The organism is Serratia sp. ME47 (assembly GCF_903970925.1).
Taxonomy (GTDB): domain Bacteria; phylum Pseudomonadota; class Gammaproteobacteria; order Enterobacterales; family Enterobacteriaceae; genus Serratia; species Serratia ureilytica.
Map to the genome: position 1 here is coordinate 14,075 of NZ_CAJCKE010000022.1, position 21,679 is coordinate 35,753.

15 protein-coding genes are annotated in these 21,679 nt (G+C 58.7%); 14 read left to right on the top strand and 1 reads right to left on the bottom strand.

Features of this window, described 5'->3' with window-relative positions; translation table 11 throughout:
- The first annotated feature begins 12 nt into the window (after positions 1-12).
- From H7A77_RS19110 to H7A77_RS19150, 9 genes are read left to right on the top strand one after another with little or no spacing between them, the layout of a single operon-like run.
- Positions 13-2,238 (top strand): DUF2169 domain-containing protein, encoded by a 2,226-nt coding sequence (locus H7A77_RS19110; RefSeq protein WP_182074511.1) that lies wholly within the window; start codon positions 13-15, stop codon positions 2,236-2,238.
- Positions 2,228-3,382 carry a pentapeptide repeat-containing protein gene (locus H7A77_RS19115; protein ID WP_228287357.1) on the top strand — a complete coding sequence of 385 codons (1,155 nt, stop codon included), beginning with the start codon at positions 2,228-2,230 and terminating at the stop codon, positions 3,380-3,382. Before H7A77_RS19110 ends, H7A77_RS19115 begins: the two co-directional genes overlap by 11 nt.
- Positions 3,375-3,989, top strand: a complete 615-nt coding sequence (locus H7A77_RS19120; RefSeq protein WP_033643657.1) for a DUF3540 domain-containing protein — start codon at positions 3,375-3,377, stop codon at positions 3,987-3,989. Before H7A77_RS19115 ends, H7A77_RS19120 begins: the two co-directional genes overlap by 8 nt.
- Before the next feature lie 6 nt (positions 3,990-3,995).
- Positions 3,996-4,361 carry a PAAR-like domain-containing protein gene (locus H7A77_RS19125; protein ID WP_182074512.1) on the top strand — a complete coding sequence of 122 codons (366 nt, stop codon included), beginning with the start codon at positions 3,996-3,998 and terminating at the stop codon, positions 4,359-4,361.
- Between the two features lie 9 nt (positions 4,362-4,370).
- The gene (locus H7A77_RS19130) at positions 4,371-4,877 is read left to right on the top strand and encodes a type VI secretion lipoprotein TssJ (protein WP_033643655.1); all 507 of its coding nucleotides are present in this window, start codon (positions 4,371-4,373) and stop codon (positions 4,875-4,877) included.
- A 1-nt stretch (position 4,878) separates the two neighbouring features.
- Positions 4,879-6,237, top strand: a complete 1,359-nt coding sequence (gene tssK / locus H7A77_RS19135; RefSeq protein ID WP_021505816.1) for a type VI secretion system baseplate subunit TssK — start codon at positions 4,879-4,881, stop codon at positions 6,235-6,237.
- Positions 6,234-7,745 carry a type IVB secretion system protein IcmH/DotU gene (icmH, locus tag H7A77_RS19140; RefSeq protein WP_033643654.1) on the top strand — a complete coding sequence of 504 codons (1,512 nt, stop codon included), beginning with the start codon at positions 6,234-6,236 and terminating at the stop codon, positions 7,743-7,745. The genes tssK and icmH overlap by 4 nt, the downstream gene beginning before the upstream one ends.
- Positions 7,746-7,780: 35 nt before the next feature.
- Complete coding sequence (tssM, locus tag H7A77_RS19145) at positions 7,781-11,260, top strand: type VI secretion system membrane subunit TssM (protein ID WP_147838481.1); 3,480 nt, start codon at positions 7,781-7,783, stop codon at positions 11,258-11,260.
- Positions 11,261-11,285: 25 nt separating this feature from the next.
- Positions 11,286-11,639 carry a DUF6277 family protein gene (locus H7A77_RS19150; RefSeq protein WP_033632662.1) on the top strand — a complete coding sequence of 118 codons (354 nt, stop codon included), beginning with the start codon at positions 11,286-11,288 and terminating at the stop codon, positions 11,637-11,639.
- A 265-nt stretch (positions 11,640-11,904) separates the two neighbouring features.
- Here H7A77_RS19150 and H7A77_RS19155 read toward each other — a convergent pair whose 3' ends face one another.
- Positions 11,905-12,132: a hypothetical protein gene (locus tag H7A77_RS19155; RefSeq protein ID WP_004935320.1), complete on the bottom strand. Its 228-nt coding sequence runs from the start codon at positions 12,130-12,132 to the stop codon at positions 11,905-11,907.
- Between the two features lie 245 nt (positions 12,133-12,377).
- On the opposite strand from H7A77_RS19155, the gene H7A77_RS19160 reads away from it, so the two are divergent.
- The 5 genes from H7A77_RS19160 (at position 12,378) to H7A77_RS19180 (ending at position 21,578) form a co-directional block, all read left to right on the top strand.
- Entirely contained in the window at positions 12,378-12,668 is a 291-nt protein-coding gene (locus H7A77_RS19160; protein WP_004935318.1) for a hypothetical protein, read from the top strand.
- 706 nt (positions 12,669-13,374) lie between these two features.
- On the top strand, positions 13,375-13,950 hold the full coding sequence (locus H7A77_RS19165; RefSeq protein WP_004935315.1) for a LuxR family transcriptional regulator: 576 nt from the start codon (positions 13,375-13,377) through the stop codon (positions 13,948-13,950).
- A 108-nt stretch (positions 13,951-14,058) separates the two neighbouring features.
- Complete coding sequence (locus tag H7A77_RS19170; RefSeq protein WP_033650782.1) at positions 14,059-14,928, top strand: hypothetical protein; 870 nt, start codon at positions 14,059-14,061, stop codon at positions 14,926-14,928.
- A 34-nt stretch (positions 14,929-14,962) separates the two neighbouring features.
- Positions 14,963-20,749: a non-ribosomal peptide synthetase gene (locus tag H7A77_RS19175; protein WP_182074513.1), complete on the top strand. Its 5,787-nt coding sequence runs from the start codon at positions 14,963-14,965 to the stop codon at positions 20,747-20,749.
- Position 20,750: 1 nt separating this feature from the next.
- A complete protein-coding gene (locus H7A77_RS19180; protein WP_033643650.1) occupies positions 20,751-21,578 on the top strand; it encodes a Cof-type HAD-IIB family hydrolase in 828 nt (275 codons plus the stop codon).
- Positions 21,579-21,679: the final 101 nt, after the last annotated feature.

Sequence of the window (21,679 nt, forward strand, 5' to 3'; positions counted from 1 at the left end):
CGAGGCGCGGCAATGAGAATCATACGGCCACAGCAATTGGTGGCGATTAAAGGAAGTTACCAGATCGGGACAGACAGCCGGCTCGGCATCAGCGTCGTGGCCGGATGCTACCTGTCCCGGCCTGAGCACTTCGTGAACGAAGCCGAAATCTGGGAGGCATGGAAGCGCGTGCCGCTCAGCCTGCCGATATTGGATGTTGCCGAGCCGAAGCCGTTCGCCGAATACCTGATCGCCGGCCATGCCGGCATCGGTCAGCCGGTGAAAACGCTGAATGTCAGCGCCGACATCGGCGGGCTGAAGCGCCGTTGGCGGGTCGAGGGCGAGGGACGGCGCGGCGCGATGGAGGTGGAACCCTTCCTCAGCGTGCCGCTGGATCACACCTCCGCCTGGGGCGGCAAAGACAACAAGGAGAACCCGTTTGGCCGCGGCTGCAATGACGGGCTGCGGCCGCTGCTGATGACGCTGTCCCCCGAGGGGACCGCGCAGGAGCGCTCTCCGCTGGCGGCGCCGGCGCCGGTGCCGCACGAGTTTGCGCTGCGCAAGGCGCACATCGATAAGGTGGCGGGCCAGATCGCCGGCAAAGCCTATCTCGAGACGGCATTCCCCGGGCTGCCGGCCAATATCGATCGGCGTTATTTCCAGATGGCGCCGCCGGCGCAGTGGTTGCCGGAAGCGGCGTGGCCGGATCGGGTGCCCTTCGAGCTGCAGGGCGTCGGCGCGCAAAGCGAAGCGATTCGCGGCGAGCTGCCGGCGGTGCGCGGACGGGCGTTCATCCGCCGTCACGATAGCGACAGCCTCGAGGAAATCGAGCTGCAGCGCAAAACGCTGTGGTTCCTGCCCGACAGCGACATCGCTTTGCTTATCTTCACCGGCAATGCGCCGTTGACGCATCTGCTGGACGAGTCCATCGAGTCCGTCATGCTGGCGTTGGATCGCTGCGATGCGCCGCGCTCGTTCGACTATTTCCAACAGGTATTCCGCAAGCGCAGCGACGATGACGCCTCGCCCTTTGAGTTTCTGTTCGATCCGGATCTGATGCCGGCGGAGATGGGGTTGAACGTCATCCAGGCGGTGTCGGATCACCCCAGCGATTTGCGTTACGATCCGTCGCCCACCTCTCTGGGCGATTCCGCCGTGTTCTATCAACGCATCCGCGAGGCGATCGCCTTGCACCAGCAACAAGCGGCGGCGGAGCCCGCTTCCGTGACGTTGCCCGATTTGCCGGATCTTCCCGCCGAAGACGGCAATGACGCGTTTTTCCCCGATAGCGCGAACGTGGAAGGGAAGACTTTCACCGGTTTGCGCTGCGAGGCGCTGTCGGGCCGGCATTTTCTGCAGTGCCGCTTTGAGCGCTGCGATTTCTCGCAGGCTTCCCTCGACGGCTGCACCTTCGAAAACTGCGTTTTTGATGCGGTCAATTTGACGCAGGCGGCGCTGCGCCAGATCCGCATGATCTCGTGCACGCTGCAAAAGCCGTTGCTGGCGGAAAGCGTGTGGCAAGAGGCGGTCTTGGAACGGGTGACGCTGGCGGAGCCTCAGGGGCAAGGGCTGCGCGCCGACCACGTGAAGCTGGATAACTGCGTTTTCGAGCGGGGCGATTTCACCGCGAGCCGCTTTGAACACGCGGCGATCGGCAACGGCATGTTTAATGGCGCGACGCTGATCCGCGCGCAGTTTCTGCAAGGCGAGCTGGACGCGTGCGTGTTTAACCGCTGTCTCGCCGAAGAGGCGGTTGCGCTGGAGATGACGCTCACCAAGAACTCGTTCCTTGGCGGCAACTGGCGCGGCGTGCGCTTCGAACGCTGCCGCGTCGAGAGCCTGACGGCGGGCATGCAGGCGAACTTTTCCCACGCCGTGTTCAGCGATAGCTGTTTCACCAAAGTGGGATTGAAAGCGGCGCGCATGGAGAAGTGCCAACTGCTGTACAGCGTTTTCACTGAATGCAACTTTGACGAGGCCGATCTGACGGCCTGCGCGATCGCCGGCTGCGATCTGGCCGGCGTACGGTTTAAAGACAGCCTGTTGACGCACTCACGTTGGCAAAACAGCAGCGCTCAGCAAGGCCTGTTTTATAACGCCGATCTGCGCGATGCGGAATTTGACCAGTGCAATCTGGCGGCGGCGCATCTGGCGATGACCTGGCAGGACGCCGGCACGCGGTTCAGCGGTTGTCTGCTGGAGCGCGCGTGTTGGGTGCCGCGCAGAATCATTCATGGGGACTATGCGCATGAAAACTGAAAGCCGCGTGATTCAACAGGCGCTGCCTGACCGAGAGGCGATCGAACTGGAGGTCGCCCAGGCGGTGGCGCAGACGCCGCCCATGCCGCGGATCTTCAAGAAACGCCGGTTTCACGATCGCGAGCTGAAAGGGTTGACGCTGAGCGACTGCTTTTTCATCGACTGTCATTTCGAACGCGTCACGTTTGAAGGTTGTGATTTGCGGGCGGTGCGCTTTGAGGGCTGCACCCTGCAGCAGGTCAACGTGGTCGGCGGCAGCCTGATGCGCCTGTCCTTCAACGAATGCCGGTTTGAGAACCTGACGCTGCAACAGGGGCTGCTGTGCAATTTGGCGTGCAACGACACCACGCTGCAGGGGTGTTACGTCGGCGATTGTCTGCTGGATGACTGCGGTTTGATCCGGTGCGAGGTCAACGGCGCGGAAATTGAACGCAGCAGCCTGGGGCATCTGGCCGTGCAGTCCAGCACCCTGACCAACCTGATGTTTCACCAGGACGTGATACAGGACGCCAACTGGTACGCCTGCCAGCTCACGCAGTGCCTGTGGCAGGCGTCGACCCTCGAGCGCCACATCATGGGGAGCTGCCGGCTGGAGACGTGCAGCTGGCAGACGATCGCGGGGCAGGCGCGCATCTGGTTCACCTGCCGCCTGTCGGGCTGCACTTTGGCTCAGCTACAGCTGCAGGGCGCCAGTTTTCACCGTAGCGAGCTGGAGGGGTGTTCGTTCGCCGACAGCGATCTGACCTCGGCGATCTTCGCTGAAGCGCAGGCGCTGCGCTGCGATTTCGAGCGCGCGACGCTGATCCTGGCGCAGGGGCAGAAGGCCCGGTTCAGCGAATGTGCGATGGGCGGCGCCAACTGGGGGCGCGCCATCTTGCCGCAAGCGGAATTCAGGGCGTGCGATCTGGCGTTAGCCAATCTTGAGCAGGCCGAGCTGCGGGAAGCGAACCTGATCGAACAGCCGTTGACCGCCGCTCAGCAACAGAGCGCTCGCCTGCATGGCGCGCAGCGTCATCGCGCCGAAAACGTGCCGCTTACCGCCGATCCGTTCTTGAGCGCGATCGACGCCTGGTATGCGCATCAACAACCGGGGCCGCGGCAACCGTCGTATCAACGGCCAACAGGAGTAAGCAGATATGTATAAATCCAGAAGAGAGCATCAGAAGGTCTATGCCAACGCCAGGGTGACGCCTTTGCAGTTGGTGCGCAGCGCTCCGCTTCCCGAACAAGGGGGGCGCAAGGTGGTGACGCTGGCGGCCGACGCCAACGGCGGTCTGTATGTCGACGGCATGCGCGCGCATTGTCTGGCGGTCGCCACCAGCTGCCTGGTTCAGCCGCTGGCGGGCGATCGCGTTTGCGTCATCGCCGACGGCGACAAGTTGGTCATCACCGAGATCCTGTCGCGGCAACAGGCGAACGCCGTTATGACGCTGGACAGCCGCTGCGCCAACTTGCGCATCGTGGCGCCGGAGATAGAGCTGCAGGGCGGCAAGCGGCTGACGCTGCGCAGCCCGCACTTCACGCTGCTGACGCGCAGCAGCCGTTGGGTTGCCGAAACGCTGCACCAAATCTCTCAACGCCTGTTTGTGCGCAGCAAGCACGCGAGCCGGCGGGTGGAGGAAACCGACGAGGTGCTGGCGAAGCACATCATTCAGGATGCGCGGCAATCCCTCGTCATCAACAGTGAAATTGGTTCCCTGAAGTCTTCGGCGGTGCTGAAGATCGACGGTGGCCAGATACATATGGGGTAAACCACCATGACTGCAGCCAATACCAACATGGGCGGGATCGGCTTTGCCGGCTGTGACCCGATGGTACCGGTGCCGGGCCCGAACACTTCGCCCAACAACACCGGCACACCGAATGTGGAAAACTGTTTCATTTGCGGCGGCAATGAACAAAACCTCGGCACCATTCGCATGGCCACCGCCGATTCGGGCGGGGTGATCGGCGCCGCCTCGGGGACGCATTCGGCCCAGGCGCAGCCGGTGCAGGGATCGTCAAAATATTTCTCCGGCGGCATGCCGGTCACGCGGCTAGGTGATTCCAGCACGACGAACAACAACAACATGGTCTGCACTCAGGTCGCGCCGAGCCAGACCAAATGTTTCGTTAATGCATAGGAGTTCAGCATGGTGAAAACGCTCCGGGGGATTGCGACAGGGGGACTGTTGGCGGTGGGGATGCTCGGCGGATGCAGCTGGTTTTCTCACGATGAGGCTGCGGATGCGGGGCGTCGGTTGCGGTTTATCGACGTCGAGGTGACCGCCAACGACAACGTGAACCCGAATGCCGCCGGGGAGGCGCAGCCGGTCAAGGTGTGCGTGATAGAAACCAATCGATCGGGGTGGATGCCTGAGGGAATTGGCGACGGCGCCCCTTGCCGCGAGACGGCGCCGTCGGAAGGGGCGCTGAGCCGGCACCAGAGCATTTTGCAACCGAGGGAGACGTTGCGTTATCGCTTCGAGGTGCCGGCGGGGCAAGAGCGATGGGTCGTCGTCGGGGCGGAGTTTCAGCAAATCAGCGGCGTGTTGCCGCTCGCCGAGCAAAAGTCCCCTGCGCAGGCTGATTCGCAAATGAAGGTGATGGTGGGGATGACGTCACTCAGCATAGTGACTAACGACAAAATGGATGAATGACATGTTACCTAAACAACGCGTCGCCTGGGTAGAAGGCATGTTGATGGAACCGCAGCATTTCCAGCAGCAGGAACGTTTTTTCGAGCACTTGATTGAAGCGCGCTTGCGCAGCGTCGAAACCTTCACCTGGGGGTTCCTGACGCTGGAGATCGACAACGGGCTATTGGAACAGGGCAAGTTTGCGCTGAAGAAAGCCAAGGGCGTTTTCCCCGACGGCACGGCGTTCAGCATGCCTGAGGATATTCCGCTGCCGCCGCCGCTGGTGCTGGGAGAAGGCTGCCAGGGGAAAGTGGTGTGCCTGTCCGTGCTGATGGACATCGCCGGCAATGCCCAGATCGATCTTATCCAGGATGCGCGAAAAAGCAGCCGTTTTCGCACCATGGACGCCGAGGTGCCGGATCGCAACCACGGCGTCAGCCTGGAGGGGACCCCGCGCGTGTGCACGATGCAACTGGGCAGCCTGGTGACGCGGCTAAGCCTGGAGGACGCGGTCAGCAGCGCGGAAAGCGTGCTGCCGGTCGGTTTCGTGCGCGAGCTGACCAGCGATCGTCGGGTGCTGCTGGATGAGCGCGCCTTGCCGCCGATGCTGGATTTCCGCGCCATCGGCTGGCTGCCCGCGTTCACCACCGAATTGCTTGGGCTGATCAGCCAGCGTCTGGAGTCGGTTTTCCGCCCGGACGTGCATATGACGATCGGCGGGCTTTCCGAGCTGCTGGAACTGCTGTTGCTGCAAACCTTGAGCGAGTTCAATTTGCGCATCAGCCAACTGCTGGCCAGCCCGCAGGTGCATCCTGAAACCCTGTTCGACACGTTGCTGAGCCTGCTGGGGCGGCTCAGCATCATTCCCGGCGGCGAACGCCTCTGGGATCGGGCCGATTTGGTGTATCTGCACGATGAACCGCACAACTGCTACTTCCAGCTGTTTGCCTCGATTCGCCGCGCGCTGTCGCTGGTGATCGAAGCGCCGGCGGTGGCGTTGCCGTTTATCGATCGCGGCGACAGCATTTATCTGTGCCCGAACGACTCGCAGCTGCGCCTGGAGAAACTGGTGTTCGCCGTCAGCTGCGGTTTGTCCATCGAGCATCTGCGCTCGTATTTCCCCGCGCAGGTCAAACTGGGGCCGGTCGAGAAAATCATTCAGCTGATCGATCTGCAATTACCGGGCGCTCGCTTGCTGCCGATGGCTTCGCCGCCGCGGCACATACCGTATTACCCGAACAGCATCTATTTCGAGGTTGATCATGCCGACCCGATTTATAAGGAAATGATGGCCGGCTCGGCGATGGCGCTCAGCATCGTGGGTGATTTCCCCGACCTGCGTTTTGACGTCTGGGGATTAAGGCAAGGGAGGGTGGGATGAACGAATTCGAGAGAAAAATACGCGAGGCGATGGCGGTAACGCGCAACAACGCGACGCCGCGCCTTCCCGCGTCCGGCTCGGTGGGCAAAACGACGGCGGAGATCGCCGCGCTGTCCTTCGGCGCGCGGGCGCTGGCCGCCAAGCTGCGGCCGGGAAGCGCCGGGGTGGCGACGCCCCCCGAACCCAAGCCTTATGAAGCGGAAAGCGTTGCGCCGGAAAGCAGCGAGCCCGCGCCGGGCGAGCGCCCGGCCGAGGCGGCGCCGACCTCGAGCGGGCTGTTCGGCCGCGCCGCGCTGAGCAAGCCCGGCGTGATGATGGGCCATTGGGACAACCCGCTGATCGCCGCCGCTATCCCGGTCCTGCTGCAGGTGGAGCGGGTGCGCGATCAGAAACAGCTGAATCCGGGCGCGGTGCGCGCGCAGATCGTGCGTGAGATCCAACAGTTTCAGCAGACGCTGCTGGCGGATCACATCGCGCCGAGCGATGTGGACAAGCTGGCCTATCTGCTGTGCTCCTACGTGGATGAGTGCTGCATGAGCACGCTCGAATCCGGCGAACTGAATCTCAGCCTGCTGGTGGAGTTTTATCGCGACGCCTGGGGCGGGGAAAAGTGCTTCGAGCACCTGCAGGCCTATCTGGCCGCCTCGCCGCGCAACAAGGAGATCCTGGCGTTTTACGATCTGATCCTGTCGCTGGGCTTCGAAGGGCAATACCACGTGATGGAACGCGGCGCGGTGCTGTTGGCCGACGTGCGCAACCGTCTTGACGGCTATCTGTACAGCCAGAACCCGACGCAGACGCTGGCCGATGCCGAGCCGAGCAACGTGGTGCGCAAGGCGACCCGCATCACGCCGCTGAAGCTGCTGTGCTACGGCCTGGCCATCGCGCTGCTGGCGTATGCCTCGGCCGCCTGGTATCTGCACGATCAGTCCCGCGCGCTGCGCAACGCCATTTTGGCCTGGACGCCGCCGCAGCCGCGCAAAATCAACATCATGGAGACGCTGCCGCAGCCGCTGCCGCAAATCCTCAGCGAAGGGTGGCTGGAGGTGCGCGCCGATCCGCGCGGCTGGCTGTTGATCTTCACCTCCGACGGCGCATTCGCCACCGGGCAGTCGAAGCTGTCGGAAGAGTTTAAAAAGAAACGCAACATTGAGCGTTTGGGGGAAGCGCTGGCGCCGTGGCCGGGCGATCTGGAGGTCATCGGGCATACCGACAACAAACCGTATCGCAACACCTCCAACAACTCCAACCTAAAACTGTCCGAGGCTCGCGCGCAGACGGTCGCCGACAAGCTGCGCGAATCCTTGGCCAACAGTAAATACAACCGCACCGTGACATCGGTCGGCAAGGGCGATCAGGAGCCGCTGGACGACAACGCGACGGAAGAAGGGCGCCGCCGCAACCGCCGCGTGGACATCCTTTGGAAAATCGGCGAGAGGGAGATGGCTTCACCGTCTGCAACGTTAAATCAGGCAGGGGTAGCCGCCGAGGTCCCCGAGGATAACTAAGACATCCGCCGGCGTAGAGATAATAAGGAAATTATATGATACGTAGATCATTCATATTGGTGATTGCCTTGCTGCTGTGTGCGGTGGTGTGGTGGATTGGGCCGTTGATCGCCATCGGCACCTATCGGCCGCTGCTGTCGGTCTGGGTCAGGGGCATCATCATCACGCTGATCCTGTGCTGGGCGCTGTGGCCGTTCGTGGCGACATTCTTATCCTGGGTGTTCCGCCACGCGCGAGCGCCGGCCCCGGCCAAACGCAAGACCGCCCAGCGAGATCGCGTGACCTCGCGCTTTTACGACGCTTTGCGCACCTTGCAGTACGTCGGCACGGCGAAGCAGCGCACCCCTTGGCAGCGCTTCAAATACCGCCTGACGCGCCGTTACGTCAGCGAAAAGCCGTGGTTTCTGGTCATCGGGCCGCCGGGCAGCGGCAAAACCTCGCTGATCGGAGAAAGCGGCGAACGCTTCTTGCTGGCCGAGCACTATGGCCTGCAGCAGACGGTGGACGTCGGGCCGACCCAGGATTGCAACTGGTGGCTGGCGGAGAATTCGGTGTATGTCGACACCTCCGGCGAATGGCTGCAGTTGAACGGCCTGGGGGAAGAGGGCGCCAGGGCGCGCGACACCCTGTTCAAACTGATCCGCCGCCATCGCCGCCATCCGGGCATCGACGGCATCATGCTGTGTCTGGATGCGCGTTGGTTGCTGCACGCCTCGCTGACGGAGAGAAAGTCGGTCGCCGACGCGCTGCGCGTGCGCCTGCTGGAGATGGCCTCGTGGTTCCGCAGCGAGCTGCCGGTCTATCTCACCATCAGCCACCTCGATCAACTGGTCGGCGGCGAGACCTTCCTGTCCATGCTGGGCGACGATCTGTTGCAAAAAGGCATGGGCTTCAGCCTGAACCGCGCCGAACAGGGAGAAACCCCCTTCGAGCAGTATGAAACCCTCTACCGGGAGATGGTGGCGCGCGTCAGCCATCACGTGCTCGAACTGTTGCACGATGCGCCGGACGGCCAAAACCGCCAACAGCTGCTGTTCTTCACCGAATCGCTCGGGTCGCTGGGCAACCCGCTGTATTCCCTGTTAGAGCAGATCTTCCCGCAAACGCCGGTGGGCTACGCCTGCCATCTGCAGCAGGTGTGGCTGGGCAGCACCATCGCCTTGCCGCCGCAGGGGGCGATCTACAACGCGGAAGCGGCGGATATCTATGAAGCTCGCCCGACCGGGCGCATTTATCACCCGGAGCTGGATTACGCCCGGCAAGAACGCGGGGTGATGCAGCAGTCTTCGCACGCCAGGCCGCTCGGCAGCCGCATGAGCTCCCTGGGCCGCTATGTGCTGGTGCTCATTCTGTTGGCGGTCTCGTTTAACCTGCTGGCGATGCGTTACCTGTGGGAGAGCGATTACATCTCCTACATTGCGGCGCGCTTCGATGAGACAAAGCGCATCGTGCGCGAAATTCCGGTGACTAACCGCGTCAGCGACGATGTCATTTCCGCCTATGAGCAGCTGGGGTACATGAACGCGCAATTGGGCGGCGAAGTGTCGCCGGTGCCGAATCCCTATTTCGAGCACAAGCTGATCAACAGCGCGGCGCAAAAAACCTACCAACGTCATTTGCTGCAGATCTTCTGGCCGGCGGTGGAAAACTATATCGCGGACGAACTCAAGAATGACGTCTCGGCGTCCAACAAGGACGTCTACGGCACCCTGAAAGTGTACCTGATGATGGGCGAACCTTCGCATCGCTCCGCCGAAGCCTTGGTCGACTGGTTCATGGCGCGCTGGGAAACCTTTATGCCGCAGGGTTACACCGACATGAACAAAGGCATCTTCGCTTACCATCTGCGGGAGATGTTCTCTTTGCCGGACGCGCCGGTCATGAAGATGAACGGCGATCTGCTGCGCCTGGCGCGGGTGAAAGCGATGAACATTCCGATGCAGGTGCGGGTGGTGCGCCGCATCGAAGAGAAACCGTTGCCGGCGGCGATCAACGATATTTCGTTAGCCGACGCCGCCGGGCCGAACGTCTCCTTGATGCTGCGCCGCAAGAGCCAGGCGACGGTCACCGATACCGCCGTGCCGGGGTTCTATACCCGCGCCAGCTATCGCGACGTTTTCCTGGCGCAGCTCGATGACGCCGCCAAGGACATGATCGAAGAAGAGTCCTGGGTGCTGCGCGACAGCGCGGAAGGGAAAAACGCGGTGAACTCGCTGGCCTCGGCGCAGAAGCTGGCCGACGAGGCGAGGAAGCTATACCTCATCGAGTATGCCGACAAATGGGATGCTTTCATGCGCGACGTGCGCGCCCGGCCGGTCAACGGGCTTGAAGATGCGGCGATCCTGGCGCGTCAACTGTCCGACCCTTCTTCCCCGCTGGCCAATCTGGTGCGCTTCGCCGCGCGCGAAACCAGCATGACCGGCACCAACCAGGGCGATGCGGCAAGCTGGTTCGATCGCCAGCGCAATCGCATCGAGCAGCAGCGGCGCGACATCCTCGGCGAGATTTCCGGCGAGCGCGCGCGTTTTCGTCTCACGCCGGAACGCGCGGTGGAAGATCGCTTCGAGCTGCTGCGCCGTCTGGGCTATCAGCTGTTACAGACCACCAACGCCAGCAACGATCCGCTGAGCCGCAGTTTCGAAGCGCTGTACAGCCAGTTGACCACCTTGTCCACCTCGCTGCGCGGCGGCCAGGTGGTGCCCGCCGGAGGCACGCTGAAGCGTCTGCAGTTGGATGCGGCGCGCCAGCCGGAACCGGTGCGCAGCGTGATGATGGATCTGTTGCAGGTCGGGGACAGCCAGACTATTCAGCAGAGCCAAAAGAACCTGAGCAAAGGCGCTTCGTCGCTGGCCTCCGGCTTGTGCAAGAGCAGTATCAGCGGGCGTTATCCGTTCTCGCGCAACGCCAGAGCGGAGGTCGGCATCGAGGACTTCTCGCGCATGTTTGGCCAAAGCGGCGCGATGCAGCAGTTCTTCGATGAGAACCTGGCCCCTTATGTGGACGTCAACGCGCAGAAATGGAATGCCAAACCGGGTTCAGAGGGGATCGTCAATGCCAGCACGCTGGGCGCGTTTGAAAATGCCCGCCTGATCCGCGACACCTTCTTCACCGCCGGCGACAAGCTGTCCTTCTCCATGTTCATCAGGCCGTTGTCCCTGACGCCGACCATTACGGAAGCGACCCTGGATATCGATGGGCAGGTGATTAACTACAGCCATGGCTTCAGCCAGCCTACCCGTATCGATTGGCCGGGCCCGAAAGGCGGCAGCTATGTTCGACTCACCTTCCGCACCGGCACCGGCCAGATCCAGGTCGCCAGTTTCGACGGGCCCTGGGCCTTGTTCCGGATGTTCGACGCCAGCAATCCCGTGCCGCTCGCCAGCGACAGGCGAGAGCTGACGATGTCGATGTCGTCGGTGGTGGGCGTGCTCAAACTGGAATTGCGCTCGACGATGAAAGATTTCCCACTTTGGTCACGGGCGTTGCGAGGATTCTCGTGCCCGAAAGCGATGTAAACACAACCGTAAAGAGGTGATAAACATGTTAGATCCAGCAAAAATTTTAGAAACCATGAAGGCCGGCGGCAATTTGGGTACCAATTCCCAATCGTCGCTGAGTCAACCGTTTATGCAAGGCGTCAGCAATATTCAAATGTCGGGGCCGGATGCGGCCAAGTCGGTCATGAGTAATGTGACAAAATCTTGCGATGATATGTTCGGCAATATGAAGGGCATTTTTAATGGTCTGCAATCGAATGTGAACGCACACCAAAAAATGCAAACGAGCGAGCAGCCGAAAGATTTTAATGTTTCCATGGACGATCTTCGTCCGGCGATTGCGAAAGGGTTCCCGCACGAAATGGCGGACTTCTTTTCCAAAGTGCCGAAACTGTAATCAAAAACTCGATGGATAAAATACCGGGAGGCGGAAATGCCTCCTGGTATTCACAAGGAGTGTTGCGATGATCTATGACTGGATGCTCAAAAACGCCAATAAACGCATGGGTTTTTTTATCATGGTGATACCCAGCCTGTTTTTTTGGATATTGGTTTTTCTGACCTTATCTATTTTTTGATTCTTTGGTGTAAAAAAAAGCACCCGCGAAGGTGCTTAAAATGAAGCGAATTAAAAAATAGGAAGGGATGATTATGAGTTGTTATTACAGTTTAGAGATGATCTGCAATCCGCTGGAAATCAGCGCATCGACGGCCAGACCAATACCTTTACCGATGGTGCCGACAACGGTTTTGGCATCCGGGTTAACACCGGCAATCGCGGAAATGGTATCAATACCTGTACCTACCGCACTGCCAATCAGTGTGCCTACGTCACCAAAAAAACCAGCACCGTTAACTTGTTCAATTTCTACTGCGGATAGTTCTTTCATGATTGAAACTCCTTTTTCAGTTAGCCCTTTACTTCAGGCAATTTCATTATTGCAAATCAGGTCATTTTTTCAATAAAACTCGTGCTGTTTTTTTATACTATTGTGTTTTTTGTTAGATTGATTTTGCATCGTTAGATTATATATTGCCGAAACCTGGGTTTTTATATCTTACTCGCCTTGAACGGCGGCGGTTTTATGAGGTTATTATTTTAAATCGGAATGATATATACCAGAAGGGAGACCTTATGAAGGTATTGACGACGCCGGAAAGACCTTTCCGGTATGATGAGCTTGCGGATAAAATCATCCGGGAGGCCAGGAGCCGCTTGGGCTGCGCCGTTCTGCGGTTTTTAGACTGCATGATCTTGGGTTATGGCCCGCCGGTGATAGTCTTTGATATCTATAATAATCACGGTAAGTTGCAAACGTTCAAAGTCATTCTTCCTCTTGGGAGCGACAAGCAGCTAAAAAAAGATCACCTCGGGTTGGTTTCCTGCCTGGAGGCTAAAAAATTGATGAGGATAAAAAAAATATAAATCATCCCGCTCGTCAACGATGCCGCGTTATCTTTCTGCGCTGCGCATCACTCCTGAAAAATCGTTACTCCTACCAGGCATTTCTTGCGCGGGCGGCCGATGGGTTCGCCTTCTTCTTTTTTGTTGCCGTCGACATGAAAGGGCGGGAATCACATACTGCCATAAAGTGTAGCTTTTTTTTATGCAATTTTTTTACAATAAAATGAATATGGTTATACTCTGTTTAATAGGGTCTGCGATGACCCCGCCGCCTCGTGTGAAAAAAGCATTATCCTGCCTTTATCATAAGTAAATTCCTAATGCATAAACGGATTCTCTTAACAATCAATGTCACGCAATGTTATGTTCTATATTATGTGTTTTTTCGATATTTATCTGGATATATTGCGCTCTTGGAGTAAAATTAACGTATCAGAGAAAAATCTTAGCACCGTGATGCTGATGGCAATGATGCCTTATAAATATACCTTACGATAACAATTTCCCTTGCGAAGCGCGGCAGCTTACCGCGTCTTGCTTTTGTATGCTCTCCAGGGCAGATGATTTATATAACCCTATATATAAAATGCACTTTTGCGAGGCAAGGTCTTTTTTGCTTCGCCTATAACGCTTTTTTATTAAAAAGCACGTTAAAACAAAAAATAATCACAGCAATGATATTGCAGTAAGGAGAGTGAGCAAGCGTAGTCAAAAGGGAGGTTTGTTAATGGAGCGCGTCAATATCGCTATTGTGGATAAAAATCAATTCTTCAAGCTGGGGTTGAGTCTTGCCTTGCAAGAAGGTTTTCTCACGAATGGCATTAAGGCCAAGATCACGGGAGAAGAACGTGCCAACATCATATTCAGGGCGCCGGACAAGCGGGTGTCCATAAATTTTTGTCATACCCAGCTTTTGCAGGGCAACTTTTCTTCTATTCCGCTCTATTTTTCAATATTGGAGCATAAAAAGACATTCCCTAAAATTCATTGCAATTTGGAAGCCGGAAGTATTACGCGCAAAGACAGCGTGGCGGCGATCGTGGACAAGGTCATGTTCTGCTATCGCAAGAAAAATAGTTTGGTTTCAAGCTATTGCCCGCGTTGTCGTACCCAGTTGACCTTTAGCGAGGGGAAAGTGTGCCGTTTAATCCATCTGGGCTATTCACAAAACCAAACGGCGATGTTGCTCGGCATCAGCCCGAAGACGGTGAGTATTCATAAACGTTCGGCCATGAGAAAACTGAACATTGATAATAATATTGAATTCTTGCGCTGGTTAAAAATGCACAGCGACTCTTGTTAATCAGGGAAAGGAAGCGAACGGTCCGGCGCCGTATTATCAGCGGCGCTGAGCGGTCATCTTTTATTGATTTCCGCCCGGCATGGAATCGGTTTTATAGGGAGATAAAACATGGCTGTCTTTGTGAGAGAAGCGGTTTCTCATAATCATTTCAAATTATTGCAAGAGCTTTATGGCAGAGATTTGGGCGGGGAGCGTTTCCTGCACTGGAAGCATTTGCTCGATCCGCATTGTGGGGCGCCGATGGAAAAAACAGGCATATTTTACAAGGATCAAGAGCGTTATCTCGGGATGTTTGTATCCAGTTTTTATCCTTTTAAAATCAATGAATTATCCTTTAATGTCAATATGCTTGGCGATCTTGGGATCCACCGTCAGGTCAAATCCTCCACCGTCTTGAAAGATTTTTTCCTGCAGGCCAGGCGTTCGGATGTGGCGGCGGATATCTGCTTTTCCGATGACAGGAAGATCAGGGTTTATGAAAAGATTTTTAGAAAGTATTTAACGACCAATACGCAAATCTATCCCTTCGTCGAATTAACCTTAAAGCCTGATAAGTTTATGGCCTTTCGTTTTACCGAGGGCGACCAAGCGCGGCAGGCCAGCTTTATCAATAATCTGGGGCGAGAAAAAGATCATCGCGCATTTGAATATATTGAAAAACATCCTCTGTATCATAAAATTCATTATATCAATAAAGGCAATCTCTACGCTGTGATTGGCTGTTCCAGTGAGTGTGCCGAACTTTTGGATATTTCCAATCCTTCCAGGGAGTGTTTTTCCTGGGCCATCGGCGTTTGTCGGCACCTGCATAGCCGTTGCAAAGTGATGATCCCTATTGGTTTTTACAAGTCGATTTGCGCTCAGGCGGCGGAGGTCATTGCAGAAAAGCGCATCAACATGCTGATCGGTTATTACTCAGAAAAGATAAGCGAGCTGATGCCGAAAGAGGTTTGGGTATGCCGCATGGATCGCCGTTAAGCAGGGCACGTGTATTCTAAATGGAGTGTTTGTCATGGAAGAGATTCCTGTATCACCCTATTCAAAAGTTTTTATCGATGAATATGACCGCCATCCAGAGGGCTGTAATTACAACGTATTGGTGCTGCAGCGTATTGAGGGCGCGCTGGATCCCATCAGATTACAAGCTGCGCTGAATGCGCTGGTGCAAGATCATGTCCTGCTGAACAGCCATATTCATGAACGGAATGGTGAGCTGTATTGGCGTCGCAATGACGCAATCCATCCTTTGCAGCATTACACGGACCGCACGCTGCTGACCCAAGTGATTCGCCAGCCCTTCGACATTTACCGCGGGCCGCTTTATCGTTGGGCGCTTTTCGCCGAGGGGCCGGGGCGCTATACCCTGGCGTTGGTGGGCCATCATCTGGTGATCGACGGCGCGTCTTCCGACGAGTTTTTCTCATTGGTGAGCCAGTACTATGGTCAACAGCGGCTATCGACACGCCTCGAGGCGGCCGAGATTACCGCCATCAACCGGCAGCTGCAGCACGAGGTGGAACAACTGGCCGCCGATGGAGCGCTGGCGCACTGGCGGGCCGAAGCGGCAAATTTGGGCGCGATAGACGTGCCCTTTGAGAAAAGCGGCGCCGTGCGAAACGATGAGGCGGCCGAGCTGCGTTTCCAGGTGCCCAAAGCGCAATGGAAAGCGCTGAAACAGGGCGCGGGAATACGGCGAATGAATGACTTTCTGGCGTTGCTGGTGCTGTGGGGCATCTTGATGGCGCGCAGCGGCAATCAGGAAACGGTCTATATCAGCTATCCGGTGTCGATAAAAAAGGGGCAAAGATTTGCGCTTGGCGGGCATGTCAACACCAGCGTGATGCCCCTCTCGCTGCGTGACGGCGAAGGCTTCGCCGCCGTTTATCAACGCGCGATGGCGTTTATTACCGCCGCGGCGCCGCACTCGCGCCAACGGTTTAACCAACTGCCCACGCAACAGGTGGTGCAGGCGCTGGGTATCCGCGCGATGCCGATTTCCTTTGCCCAAACCAACCTGCGCGATGCGGCATTGGCGCTGGCCGATTGCGCCACTTCGCCGTTGTTTGAAGCCAACCACGATATGGCCAGCGCGTCGCTTTCCCTGGAATATGAGGATCGGGCCGACAGCGATGCCTTGCAGTTCCGGCTGCGTTTTCGTCAGGACATGTTTGACGAAGATGACATGCGCGACTGCGCGAAACATTTCATGCGCTTGATGCAAGCGGCGATGCGCGCGCCTGACGCGCCTTTACGCCACCTCGCCTTTTATCCCGCCGCCGATATGCCGCCAGATGATGACGCGGCCCCCGCGTTGCCGAGAGAAACCCTCAGCGCCCGGTTTGAGGCGATCGCGCTGCGTTATCCGGATAAGATTGCGCTGGAGTTTGAGGGGCTGCATGTCAGCTACCGTGAGCTGAACGGCATGGCGAATAGCCTGGCGCGCGAAATTACGCTCCGCTACCAAGCGCTGACCGGGGGCGCCCCCCTGGCGGACACGCTGATTGCGCTGTACAGCGAGAAAAGCCTGGAAATGGTGGTGGCGCTGTTGGCGGTGCTGAAAACCGGTGCGGCCTATGTGCCGCTCTCCTGCAATTATCCTCAGGCGCGCATTCGGCATATTCTCGAAGAAACGCGCGCGCCGGTGCTCATCGCCGGGGAAAGCCTGCAGTCGGCCGCCGAGGCGCTGGCGGCGATGATGCCGCACGCCGTGTCCGTCCTCACGCTGGGCGATCTGAACCGCCTGCCGCACGAGCGGCAGAATCTGCCGGCCGTCACCGGCGCCGACCGGCTCGGCGCGGTGATCTATACCTCGGGATCGACGGGGATCCCGAAAGGCGTGATGCTCGAGCAACACGCGATGTGCGGGTTGGCGACCGCGTCCGGCATCGCTGTCACGCCCGATGATGTGCTGCTCTTCCTCTCGAGCCCGGCGTTCGATGCGGCGACGTTCGAGGTGTGGGGCGCATTGCTCAACGGCGCCAAATTGGTCGTCGTGCGCGACACGGAGGATATCGCCGGCGATGTGCCGCAGCTGGAGGCCTTGCTGCGTCGGCAGCAGGTATCGATTCTGTGGGCGACGCGCAGCCTGTTCGATCATCTTTACCTCAGTCACCCCGACCTGTTCGCCGGGCTGCGCTGTCTGCTGGTGGGCGGGGAGGCGCTGACCGCCACGCTGATGCAGCGCCTGGTGCGGCAAGCCAACCGCCCGCAGCAGGTCATCAATGGCTATGGCCCGACGGAATGCACCACGTTCACCACGATGTACGCCATCGCGGCGGACGAAACCCGCAGCAGCATCCCGATTGGGCGAGCCATACCGGGGCGCGAACTTCATGTGCTGGATCGCTGGCTGCAGCCGTTGCCGCCAGGGCTGGCCGGCGAGCTGTATATCGGCGGAGACGCGCTGGCGCGCGGCTATCTCAACCAGCCGCAGCAGACGCAAGAGCGTTTCATTACGCTGAACGGGCGACGCTTGTATAAAAGCGGCGATCGGGTGCGAGAGTTGCGCGACGGCAATCTGGAGTATCTCGGCAGAAACGATTGCCAGGTGAAAATCCGCGGTTTCAGAATTGAACTCAGCGAAATAGAAAATACGATCAATGCGCTGGAGGGCGTCGAGAAATGCGTCGTGGTGGATGTCGTCCATCGCGATAGCAAGCGCCTTGCCGCTTATGTGCTGATGGCGCGGGGCGAGCCGCTGGATCCTGCCGATTTGCGCGCCCGGCTGGAGCGGATCCTGCCGGATTACATGGTGCCGTCCAGCTATGTCGCGCTCGACGAGATACCGCTGACGGTGAACGGCAAGCTGGATCGCACGGCGCTGCCCGCTCCGCAATTCGCGCAAAGCGAGCGATATGCCGCGCCGCAGAATGCGCTGGAGGCGTTGATTTGCGCCCTGTGGGCGGAGATCCTCGGCGTTGAACGGGTTGGGGTGGATGACGACTTCTTTCGTCTGGGCGGCGATTCGATCCAAAGCATCGTGTTCACCAGCGAATTGAGCAAGTCGGGCTATCACAGCAACTCGCGTGCGGTGTTCGAAACCCGGAATGCGCGGGCGCTGGCCAAGCGCATCTTGCAGCAACGGGACGCGATTGCGCCGCTCAATGAACAGGGCGAGCTGCAGGGCGAATTCGAATTGCTGCCGATTCAGCGCTGGTACAACGAGCAGCCGCCGCAACATCGCGCCTTCTTCAACCAGACTTTTTTGGTGCGGGTGCCGCCGATGTCCGCCGAGCGCGTGGCCGATCTGGTGAACGGGCTGGCGTCGCGCCATGACATGCTGCGCGCGCGGTTTAGCGCCGACGATGCCGGCGCGCTGGTCGCGCAGCGCTATCTGTCGGTGGCCGACGGCGGCCCTTCATGGGGATACTATGACCTGGCGCTTTGTCGCCAAAGCCGCGCCGAACTTCTGCATCAATGGCAATCGGGGTTTGATCCGGTAGAAGGGCCGCTGTGCCGCTTGGTCTACATTTTCGACAGCAGCGCGCCCGGCTACGCGTTGATGTTCTGCGCATTCCATCATCTGATCATCGACGTGGTGTCCTGGCGCATCATCGTCAGAGACATGCGACGGTTGCATCAGGGCGAATCGCTGTCGGCGAAAGGCACCAGCTACCGGCAGTGGGGCGAGACGTTAAGGCACTACGCGGCGAGCCGGCATGACCAATGCGCTTACTGGTTGGCGATGATCGCCGGGCAACCCGATTACGCCACGCTCAGCGAGGGGGCGCAGAGTCCGGCGTTTTGCCGCTTAGAGTGCGACGCGGCGTTGACGACGCTGTTGATGGACACCTGTCATCAGGCCTACCGTACCTCGACCCGCGATGTGTTGCTGGCGGCGCTGGCGCCGGTGCTGCAGGCCTGGCATGGCCGTGCGGACAGTTACCTGACGCTCGAACACCATGGCCGCGATATCAATGACGATAAGATCCAGCTCGACGACACCGTCGGCTGGTTCACCGCCTTACTGCCTTTGCGCATCACCGCGCATCAGAGCCCAAAACACACGCTGCGCGCCATCAAGGACACATTAAGAAAGATGCCGGATCACGGCATCGGCTATTCGGCGCTGAAATACGGTTCAGCGTCGGACGACGAAGCGATAGCCTGTCTGCGGCGCCACCGCTTGCCGGCCATTTCATTCAACTATCTCGGGGTCTTTAACGAACAGACTGACGACGCCTTGTGGGCCTTGATCGACCAAACGGCGGATCTGGAAAACGGCGCGCTGCCGGCGAGCGACAATGTGCTGGATCTGGTGCTCTACGTGCACGGCGACCGGCTGAGCATCGTGATGTCGGGCTTATTGCCGCAGGCGACGCTGGCCCGGATCGGTTCGCACTATAGGGCGAGCGTGTCGGCGCTGGTCGAACACTGTTGCCACGAGGCGAGCCAGGGCGTTCGCCTCGCCAGCCCGGGGGACTTCCCCCATGCCGACGTCAGCCTCGCCGAGTTGGACCACTGGCAGCAACGTCATCGCATCGCCGCCGTTTTCGAGGCTACGGTCACGCAGCGGGAACTGATGTATTTCAACCGGCTTAACCGCGAGTATCAGATCGATCAGGCCGTTTATGAGGTGGCCGGCCCGCTGCAGCCGGAGGTGTTGAACCAGGCCTGGTCGCTGGCGCTGCAGCGATTTGAAATGCTGCGCGCCGGGTTTGGCGATCAAACCCGCCGTGGGCGGCCCAACGTCTTCATCTGCGAGACGCTGCAGGCGCCGATCGCGATCGAGGATTGGACCGATGCGCCGCCGTCCTCGCTGGAAGAAAGGATGGAGGCGCTGTTGGCCCGGGAACGAGAAACCTCGTTTGAGCTGGATGCGCCGCCGTTGATCCGCTGGCGCCTGATCAAGTTGAACGCCGATGAGCACTATCTGGTGCAGACCTTTAACCATATCTTGTTCGACGGTTGGTCCCTCGGCGTTCTGTTCGAACACTGGTTCAACGACTACCTCACCTTGCTGGAAGGGCGCGCGCCGGCGCTGGAAATTAACCGATTTGAGCCGTTCGCCGCTTATGTGCGCGCGCACGGCGACGATCCCGAAGCGCAGGCGTTCTGGGCGGACTATTTGCGCGGAGCGCCGGTCAACCAACGTTTGCCGTTGAGCGCTTCGCCGGATGCCGCGCCGCAGGGGCGACGCATGCGGCAATATGGCGCGGAATTCACCGCGGAACAGGTGGCAAGCCTCACCGCGTTTTGCCGGCGCCAGGGGATCACGGTCAATCAACTGACGCAGCTGGCCTGGATGCTGGCGCTGGCCGAAGCGCTGGCCTGTGACGATATCGCGATCGGTACGACCATGAGCGAGCGCCCGGCGGACATTGAGCAGGTGCAGACGCTGTTTGGCCTGTGTGTCGCCAGCCCGGTGCTGCGCCTGCAGGCGATTCGCCGCCGGCCCATTTATGCGTTGCTGGCCGATATCGCGGATTCCCAGACGCTGAGGCAGAAGTACGCCTTTTCCGAACTGAACCGCTACGACGAACAATGGGTGCCCACTTCGCCGTTCGGCAGCCTGTTTGTGTTTGAAAACATGCCGCAACCGCAGAAGGATCCGCGCTTGCCGTTTACGTTCCGGGTGACGGATATCGTCAGCGGCAGTAACCACCAGACGGTGCTGTGCTTGTTCCCCGAAGCGGAACGGCTCGCCATTTCACTGTTTTATGATTCTCATGAGATAGCTCAGGAGACCATCGTTGCGGTAGGACGCCGTTTTCAGGCCATTGCGATCGCGATCGCCCACCTTCCGCCCGACAGCGAAATCCGCGCCGAAGACGGGATTATCCAGGCGGAGGAGGCGTGATATGTGGCTTGCTATCGACGGCAAAATAAAATACCGGGCGATCGTGAGCGATCTTGACGGAACCTTGCTGGATCCTGCCGGGAATCTGTCTGATCTGACGGTGGAAACGCTCAATATCCTGCATGCCCGCGGGCTGGAAATCGTCATCGCGACAGGCCGTTGCGATGCGGATGCGCGCGGGATTGTGGATGGCTTGGGGTTCTCGCCGGCGATCGTCTCCTGCAATGGCGCGATGGTCAATATCGAGGGGCGGCCGGTGGCGGATAAACGCTATTTCCTGCCTCGCGACAGCCAAATGATGTTGATGGATTACCTCTTCGCCTGTCCGCTCCACGTGACGTTGTTCACCCAGGAAGGATGGATGATGGCCGAAGAGAATCCGCATTTTGCCGACTATATCAAAACCTCGGGCGTCGCTTGCCGCTATGTCGAGCCGGAGGCGATGAAACGGCAACCGATCCTGAAAGTGCTGCTGCAGGGTGAAGCGGCGCTGATCGAGCGGTTTTACGACGAGGTCAGTCAGGCTTTCGGAAAAACGCTGTCCATCTGTAAGTCCTCTGCGGAAACGATAGACATCATGGATAAGCATATTTCCAAGGCCAGAAGCGTGGCCGACTATCTGAGCGCCAAACAGATAGCGATGCGCGATTGCCTCTCTTTCGGCGATGCGATGAACGATTTGGACATGCTGCGCTGGGCCGGAACGGGGGTGGTGATGGGCAATGCCATGGGCGAATTGAAGCGCGCGCTGCCGTTTAACCCGATTGCGCTGCCCAACAGCCGCAATGGCGTCGCCGATTATCTCTGCCGTGAGTTCGGCCTGTTCTGACATTGTCACCGCCGCGCGGGTGAACGCATTGGCAACAGGGTCTTTCGTGGGCAGATAACAAGGAGGTGAACAAACAGTGAGGGTTTCATTTTTTCATTACT